Annotated in this window: 1 protein-coding gene; it reads left to right on the top strand. The window is 43.3% G+C overall.

The features are described from left to right. The coding region (locus M3212_RS21950; protein ID WP_251196008.1) for an ATP-binding protein at window positions 1-224 on the top strand (224 nt) is incomplete at both ends.

Here is a 224-nt window from a genome sequence, read left to right as displayed (position 1 = left end):
GAGTGGAGATAGTGGAACGGGAAAAACGACGACAATCCGTAAGTTTGTGGACAAATTGGATAAAGGCAAATTCCACGTTCTTTATCTATCCGACTCTAAGTTAACTCCTCGCCATTTTTACAAGGGGCTACTGGAACAACTGGGCTCTGAAGCGAAGTTTTATCGAGGAGATGCAAAACGGCAACTTCATCGTGAGATTGAATTAATGAAAGGCATACGAGGAC

Origin of the sequence: Halalkalibacter oceani (genome assembly GCF_023715705.1) — a bacterium.
GTDB classification, from domain to species: Bacteria; Bacillota; Bacilli; order Bacillales; family Bacillaceae_D; genus Halalkalibacter; species Halalkalibacter oceani_A.
Note: the sequence above shows the minus strand (reverse complement) of the source record. Positions and strands in the feature narration are given on the sequence as shown.